The sequence below is a fragment of the Streptomyces sp. NPDC005805 genome (assembly GCF_040630445.1).
Classification (GTDB): Bacteria; Actinomycetota; Actinomycetes; order Streptomycetales; family Streptomycetaceae; genus Streptomyces.
Map to the genome: position 1 here is coordinate 63,206 of NZ_JBEXXN010000036.1, position 7,525 is coordinate 70,730.

Below are 7,525 nucleotides of genomic sequence, written 5' to 3' on the forward strand. Positions count from 1 at the left end.
CCGCCCCCGGCCGGGTTGGTTACCGGTCGGGGGCGGCGGCCTGTGGGGGGCCTGGGGGGACGGGGTCGTTCAGGCCCGGGGCGGGGCGGGGGTCAGCAGGCTCCCAGGTCCTGCCAGACGCCCCACTCGCCCGTGGTTCCCGGCTCCTCGCCCTGCGTCCACCACTTGGCCTTCCAGGTGCGGCCGTTGTGGGAGACCTGGGCGTTGCCGGAGTAGGCGGTCTCCTTCACCCACGCGGCGGCGGAGCAGCTGCCGGCCGGGGGCTCGGTCGTGGGCGGGATGGTGGTCGGCGGGGTGGTCGTGGGCGGGGCGGTGACCGGGGGCTGGGTGGTCCCGCCGGTCGCGGCCACGATCTCGTTGAGCAGCGTGGTGTTCTCGTCCAGGCCGAGCAGCGAGTACATCATCGCGCCGCCGAGGCCGCGCTCCTGGGCGTAGGCCACCCGGGCCTGGATCGCCTTCTTGTCGAGGCCGGTGAAGAACTCGCCGTCCTTGTAGAAGTACGAGGCCTTCGCCTGGTCGTCCCAGAAGGTGGTGGCCGGGTTGTCGACGATGCCGCCGAGCTCCTTGTAGTGCGCGATACCGGCCTGCTGGCTCAGCGGGCGGGCCGCCGAACCGCCGGTGGCGCTGCCGCCGAGGCCGTTGTTGGCCGCCGGGACGCCCTTCCAGCCGCGGTAGTAGAACTCGTAGCCGAGGGTCAGCTTGCCCGCGGGGAATCCGCCGGTGACGCCGTAGGCCGGGTTGCCGTCGATGTAGGAGTCGATGGCGTTGTCGATCGAGTACTTCTGGGTCCCCGGGGCGATCGGGTCGGTCGGGTCCGAGGCCGGGGAGTACAGCGGCGACTGGTGGTACGCGGGCCCGTCGCCGTCCCAGGCGCCGTGCATGTCGTACGTCATGATGTTCGCGTAGTCGAGGTACGCGCCGATCTTGTCGGTCTCGATGTGCTTGATCTTGTCCTGGCCGGCCGGGAGTGCCGCGGTCAGCAGGTACTTCTTGCCGCCGTTGGCGGCGCCCTCCGCGTCGAGCTGCTTGCGGAACTCGGCGAGGAGGAGGGTGAAGTTCTGCTTGTCCTCGGGGCCGTAGTGGTTGCCGAGGTGGCCGCCGTCCGAGCCCGGGTACTCCCAGTCGATGTCGATGCCGTCGAAGATCCCGGCCGCGGTGCCGGGTCCGCCGAAGCCGCCCTCCACGGGCAGGTCGCCCTTGATGTACTGCTTGATGCAGGAGGAGACGAGCTTCTTGCGGCTCGCGTCGGTCTTGGCCGCGTCGTGGAAGTACTTGGAGTACGTCCAGCCGCCGAGGGAGATGTTGATCTTCAGGTGGGGGTACTTCGCCTTCAGCTCCTTGAACTGGTTGAAGACGCCCACGATCGGCTGGTTCCAGGTGTCGGCCACGCCGTCGACGCTGTCCGCCGCGCTGAAGGTGCGCTGGTAGTCGGCGTAGGAGTCGCCCGCGCCGTCACCGGCGTTGGGGTTGTTGTCGTCGCCCGCCGCCTTGTTGGCCATGAAACAGGTCAGGTCGGTCGGGTGGATGTTGCCGAACGAGTAGTTGATGACGTCCAGCTTGCCTGCGATGCCCCGGGTGTCGAGGTGCTTGGGGTAGAAGGCGTTGCCGTAGATGCTCCACTGGTCGTAGTAGGCGATCTTCACTCCGCCCGCGGAGGCGGCGGCGGGCGCGGCGCTGTCGGTTGCCTGGGCGGTGCCGAGTCCGGCGATTCCGGCCAGGGCGCCGGCGGCGAGCGCGGCGGTGGTCAGTGCCGCGATCAAGGGTCTGCGGGAGCGCACGTGCGGCCTCCGGGGGGTGTGCGGATGGGACGGTGAAGCACTGGGCTGCAGCAGTGATAGCGATCCGGCGAACCCCGCGTCAATGGTCCGAACCAAAATGAGGACTAGACCATTTTCGCGGCGAAACCCCTTGTCAGAGCGGTGAGATGACAGAAGAGAACCGCTCGCCACCGGGGTGACGAGCGGTTTAAGGGTCCGTTAAGGGGCTTCCCGCCGAGCGGTTGAGGCATGAACCACTCCGTGCGCGAAACCCAGGTTTTACCCGGCCGGGACCGAGGCCGGTGCGCCGGCGGGCACGGCGGCCGGTGCGTCGGCGGGGACACCCGCGGGGACCGGAGCGGTGGGCAGACCGTAGGCGTCCGCGATCAACTCGTAGCTGTGCAGGCGGACATCGCCACCGTGCGCGTTGGCCGTGATCATCAGCTCGTCGGCGCCGGTGCGCCGCTGGAGGGCGTCGAGACCGGCGCGGACCGCGTCGGGGGTGCCGTGCACGATGTTGCCGAGCCAGCTGTCGGCGAACTCCCGCTCCAGGGGCGAGAACCGGTACGCCTCGGCCTCCTCGGGCGTCGGGATCAGACCGGGCCGCCCGGTGCGCAGCCGCAGCATCGACAGCGCGCCCGTGAGCACCTGCCGCCGGGCCTCCCGCTCGTCCTCGGCCGCCAGGGCGGCGACGCCGATCAGCGCGTAGGGGGCGTCCAGCACGGCGGAGGGCCGGAAGCTGTCCCGGTAGAGCTCCAGCGCGGGCAGCGTGTTGGCCGCCGAGAAGTGGTGGGCGAAGGCGAACGGCAGCCCGAGCATCCCGGCGAGCCGGGCGCTGAAGCCGGACGAGCCGAGCAGCCACACCGGCGGCCGGTGCGGCAACTGGACGCCGCCCGCGGAGGTCGCCTGGACCGGGCCGGGGACGGCGTGGATGCGCGCGTAGGGGTGGCCGTCGGGGAAGTCGTCGTCGAGGAAGCGGGTCAGCTCGGCGAGCTGCTGCGGGAAGTCGTCGGCGCCCTCGTTCAGGGTGTCGGTGCGGCGCAGGGCGGCGGCCGTGGCCCCGTCCGTACCGGGCGCGCGGCCGAGACCCAGGTCGATCCGGCCCGGGGCCAGCGCCTCCAGGGTGCCGAACTGCTCGGCGATCACCAGGGGCGCGTGGTTGGGCAGCATCACCCCGCCCGAGCCGAGCCGGATCCTCTCCGTGTGGGCGGCGAGATGGGCGAGGATCACGGCCGGGGAGGAGGAGGCGACGCCCGGCATCGAGTGGTGTTCGGCAACCCAGTGGCGGTGGTAGCCGCGGCTCTCGGCGAGCTTCGCGAGGGCCACGCTGGTGCACAGCGCGTCGGAGGCGGTGCGGCCCGCGCCGACCGTGACGAGGTCGAGGACGGAGAGCGGTACGGGGGCGGTGCCGGCCGCGGTGGCGCGGATACCGTCGGCCCGGGCGGCCGTTCCGGGCGCGGGCGTCTCGTCGGTCGCGTCGGCTGGGGTGACCGGGTCCACCGGGGTCCTCCTGGGTGCGGGGAAGGTACTCCGACGCACAACAGGAGGGTGTCTCCGCTTATTCCCGGAGGCCGGGACGCGCGGGGCCGGGATGAGCGGGCCGGGACCGGGAATCCGGCGGTTGGCGCCCGGGAATCCGGCGGCCCGGACCGGGGTCCGGGCCCCGCGCGCTCAGTCCTTGCGCGCGAAGAGGGCGCCCAGCTCGTCCGACCAGACGCCGTGCCGGTCCGCCAGCCGCAGGCCCTCCCAGACCGTGACCTGGTTCGCCGTGAGCACCGGCTTGCCCACCGCCTTCTCCAGCTCCGGCAGCAGCGCCACCGTGTGCAGCGCGGTGTCCGGGACGAGGACCGCCTCCGCCTCGGGCCTGTCCGCCCCGCGCACCAGGGCCAGCACCTCGTCCGGCCCCCAGGTCGCCACCTCGGCCGCCGTCACGATCCCGCCCGCGTGCGTGCCGACGACCTCGATCCCCGCGTCCCCGAGGAAGCGGGCGAACAGCTCGGTCACGTCCGCCGGATAGGTCGCGGCCACCGCCACCCGGGCCGCGCCCACCTCGCCCGTCGCCCGGACGAAGGCGAAGGAGGTGCTGGACGCCGGCAGCCCGGCCGCCAGCGCCAAGGCCCGGACCTGCTCCCGGGCCCCCTCCCAGCCGTGCACGAACGAGCCGCTGGTGCACGCCCACACCACGGACTCCGCGCCGGACAGGCGCAGCTCCTCGACCCCGGCGGCGAGCCGGGCGGGCGAGCCCATCTCGACCAGCGCGTCCACCCGGTGGGCGTCCTCGCCGATGTCGGTGTGCACCACGGGGACGTTGACCCCGGTCAGCAGCGCCTCGACGCGGGGGTAGTCGTCCTCGGCGGAATGTCCCGGGTACAGCAGTCCCACGGTCGTCATGTCACGCCCTCCTGTCCTTCCGGCTCGGCCGGTCTCGCCGCGGCGTCCATCAGCAGAGCCTGATAGGGGCCGACCGCGCGGGCGCCGACGGCGCGCAGGGCCGACCACATCGTGACCTGGTTGGCGGAGACGACCGGCATCCTCAGCTCGGCCTCCAGCTGGGGGATCACGTCGTAGGTGGGCAGGTTGGTGCAGCTGATGAACAGCGCGTCCGCCGCGGTGGCCGAGACCCTGCGGGCCATGTCCACCACCTCGCGGTACGACACCTTCCAGATGTGCCGGGTGAGGCCGAGGAACTCCCGGCCCGTCACCGTCACGCCCGCCTCCGACAGATACTCCTCCAGCGCCCGGGTCACCGACTCCGTATAGGGCGTGAGCACGGCTATCCGCCGGGCGCCCAGCTCGCGCAACGCGTCGAGCAGGGCGCCGGACGTGGTCAGCGACGGGATGCCGCCGGCCGCGCTCATCACCTCGCACATGGCGCGTTCCCCGGCGAGGCCGCCGACAAAACTGCCGGAGGTGCACGCGTAGGCGACCACCCGGGGCTCGCAGGCGCCGAGGGCGCGCACCGCGTCCCGCAGGGTCTCGTGCTCGCTGACCATGCGGGCGAGGTCCAGGCAGACGTCGACGGGCACGAAGGGCGTGCGCGTCACATGGAGCGAGACGTCGTCCGGGACCCAGCGCCAGAGCTCGCGGTCCAGCGCGAAATCGAAGGGGGCGACCACGCCCAGACCGCGCTGCGGCTGGGGTCCGCCGATGAAGGAGACGTCCATCGCGGCCTGCCTTTCGGGCACGACGGCGCCGGGCACACGGGAGCGGACCGACCCTGCGGGGCAGGCGGCCCGGGCCTGCCAGGCGTCTTGTTGACGACGGTAGGTTCGGGTGCGAGCGTGGGTCAATCCATACATCCCAGACGTTTCGAGGTGGCTTCCGGACGATGTCCGAACCGACACTTCTCGTGCTCTCGGCCGACCCCCCGCCGCGTCTGGGCGCCCTCACCGGCAGGGCCCGGGTCCGCTGGGCCGACGAGGACTCCCTCGCCGCCGAACTCCCCTCCGCGGACGTGCTGTTGGTGTGGGACTTCACCTCGGAAGCGGTCCGCCGGGCCTGGCCCGGGGACGGTCCGCGGCCGGGCTGGGTGCACACCCCGAGCGCCGGGGTGGACCGGCTCCTCTGTCCGGAACTCGCCGCCTCCGCCACCGTCGTCACCAACGCGCGCGGGATCTTCGAGCGGCCCATCGCCGAGTACGTCGCCGCCCTGGTCCTCGCGATGGCCAAGGACCTCCCGCGCACCCTGGACCGGCAGCGCGAGCACCGCTGGCACCACCGCGAGACCCGGCCGGTCGAGGGCACCCGGGCGGTCGTGGTCGGCGCGGGCCCGATCGGCCGGGAGATCGCCGCCGTGCTGCGCGCCCTCGGGGTGACCTGCGCCGTCACCGGCCGCACCGCCCGGCGCGGGGTGCACGGCGAGGAGGACCTGGACCCGCTCGTCGCCCGCGCCGACTGGGTGGTGTGCGCGGCCCCGCTCACGGAGTCCACCCGGGGCATGTTCGACGCCCGGCGCCTGGCGCTGATGCAGCCCTCCGCCCGCTTCGTCAACGTGGGGCGCGGGCCGCTGGTCGTGGCGGCCGACCTCGCGGCCGCGCTGCGGGACCGGGTGATCGAGGCCGCCGCCCTCGATGTCTTCGAGAGCGAACCCCTCACCCCGGACAGCCCGCTGTGGGACGTGCCGGGCCTGATCGTCTCGCCCCATATGAGCGGTGACACGGTCGGCTGGCGCGACCGGCTCGGCGAGCAGTTCGTCGCGATGTACGAGCTGTGGGCGGCCGGAAAGCCCCTGCCGAACGTGGTCGACAAGAAACGTGGGTACGTCCCCATGCATGACCACTCGCCTGACTGACCTCACCGCACACCGGCTCCTGGCCGGCTACCGCACGGGCGACTTCTCCCCCGTCGACGCGATCCGCGCGGCGCTGGAACGGGTCGAGACCATCCAGCCGCACGTCAACGCCTTCACCCACATCGACGCGGAGGGCGCCCTCGCCGAGGCGGAGGACTCGGCCGCGCGGTGGCGCAGAGGGGAGCCGCGGGGTCTCCTGGACGGCGTGCCGGTCACCGTGAAGGACCTGCTCCTCCAGCGCGGCGCCCCGGCGCTGCGCGGCTCGCGGACGGTCCGGCCGGAGGGCCCCTGGACGGAGGACGCCCCCTCGGTCGCCGGACTCCGCGCCAACGGCGCGGTGTTCCTCGCCCGGACCACGACCCCGGAGTTCGGCTGGAAGGGCGTCACGGACTCCCCGCTCCAGGGCGTCACGCGCAATCCGTACGACCTCTCCCGCACCAGCGGCGGGTCCAGCGGCGGCGGGGCGGCGGCCGTGGCCCTCGGCGCGGGGCCGCTCTCCATCGGCACGGACGGCGGCGGCTCCATCCGCATCCCGGCCGCGTTCTGCGGGATCTTCGGCCTGAAGCCGACATACGGCCGGGTGCCGATGTACCCCTCCAGCCCCTTCGGGACCCTGGCGCACGTCGGCCCGATGACCCGGGACGCGGCGGACGCGGCGCTGATGCTGGACGCGATGAGCGGGCCGGACTGGCGGGACTGGTCCCAGTCCGCCCCGGCCGGCAGCGCGCGTTCCGGTCTGGAGGACGGGGTGAAGGGGCTGCGCATCGCCTACTCCCCCACCCTCGGCGGGCAGGTCGCGGTCCGCCCGGCGGTCGCGGCGGCCGTGCGCCGGCTGGTGGAGACGCTGGCGGGCCTCGGCGCGTACGTGGAGGAGGCGGACCCGGATCTCGCCGACCCGGTCGAGGCGTTCCACACCCTCTGGTTCTCCGGGGCGGCCCGGCTGGTGCAGCATCTGGGCCCGCGGCAGCGGGAGCTGCTGGACCCGGGGCTGCGCGAGATCTGCGCGGAGGGCGCGCGGCGCAGCGCGCTGGAGTACCTGGCGGCGGTGGACACGCGGATGGCCCTGGGCCGGCGGATGGGCCGCTTCCACACCGCGTACGACCTGCTGGTCACCCCGGCCCTGCCGATCACCGCCTTCGAGGCGGGCCGGGAGACCCCGGCCGGGTCGGGGCTGCGGCGCTGGACGGGGTGGACCCCGTTCACCTACCCGTTCAACCTCACCCAGCAGCCGGCGGCCTCGGTGCCGTGCGGGCTGGACGGGGACGGGCTGCCCGTCGCCGCCCAGCTCGTCGCGGCCCGCCACGCGGACGCGCTGGTCCTGCGCGCCGCGCACGCCCTCTACACGGCGGGCGCGGCGGGCGTCCCGGCCCCGCCGGAGCCGGCCGGCTGAGAAAGTGTTGGGTAATTGATCAACTGCTGCTTGTAGTCGACGGTGGTGATCTTCGCGGTCTGAGAGTTCGCGAAGATCACCGTCATG

At 73.3% G+C, this 7,525-nt stretch carries 6 protein-coding genes; 2 read left to right on the plus strand and 4 right to left on the minus strand.

Annotation, left to right across the window (positions count from 1 at the left end; translation table 11 throughout):
* Positions 1-92 precede the first annotated feature (92 nt).
* The 4 genes from ABZ457_RS20355 to ABZ457_RS20370 form a co-directional block, all read right to left on the minus strand.
* Complete coding sequence (locus ABZ457_RS20355) at positions 93-1,778, minus strand: glycosyl hydrolase family 18 protein (protein WP_359159077.1); 1,686 nt, start codon at positions 1,776-1,778, stop codon at positions 93-95.
* Between the two features lie 258 nt (positions 1,779-2,036).
* Positions 2,037-3,185 carry an LLM class flavin-dependent oxidoreductase gene (locus ABZ457_RS20360; protein ID WP_359159095.1) on the minus strand — a complete coding sequence of 383 codons (1,149 nt, stop codon included), beginning with the start codon at positions 3,183-3,185 and terminating at the stop codon, positions 2,037-2,039.
* 243 nt (positions 3,186-3,428) lie between these two features.
* Positions 3,429-4,148 (minus strand): decarboxylase, encoded by a 720-nt coding sequence (locus ABZ457_RS20365; RefSeq protein ID WP_359159079.1) that lies wholly within the window; start codon positions 4,146-4,148, stop codon positions 3,429-3,431.
* Positions 4,145-4,921, minus strand: a complete 777-nt coding sequence (locus tag ABZ457_RS20370; RefSeq protein ID WP_359159081.1) for an aspartate/glutamate racemase family protein — start codon at positions 4,919-4,921, stop codon at positions 4,145-4,147. The genes ABZ457_RS20365 and ABZ457_RS20370 overlap by 4 nt, the downstream gene beginning before the upstream one ends.
* A 164-nt stretch (positions 4,922-5,085) precedes the next feature.
* Between ABZ457_RS20370 and ABZ457_RS20375 the strand changes: the two genes are divergently transcribed.
* Positions 5,086-6,048: a D-2-hydroxyacid dehydrogenase gene (locus tag ABZ457_RS20375; RefSeq protein WP_359159083.1), complete on the plus strand. Its 963-nt coding sequence runs from the start codon at positions 5,086-5,088 to the stop codon at positions 6,046-6,048.
* Positions 6,029-7,438, plus strand: coding sequence for an amidase (locus tag ABZ457_RS20380; protein ID WP_359159085.1), 1,410 nt, complete (start codon positions 6,029-6,031; stop codon positions 7,436-7,438). Before ABZ457_RS20375 ends, ABZ457_RS20380 begins: the two co-directional genes overlap by 20 nt.
* Positions 7,439-7,525: the final 87 nt, after the last annotated feature.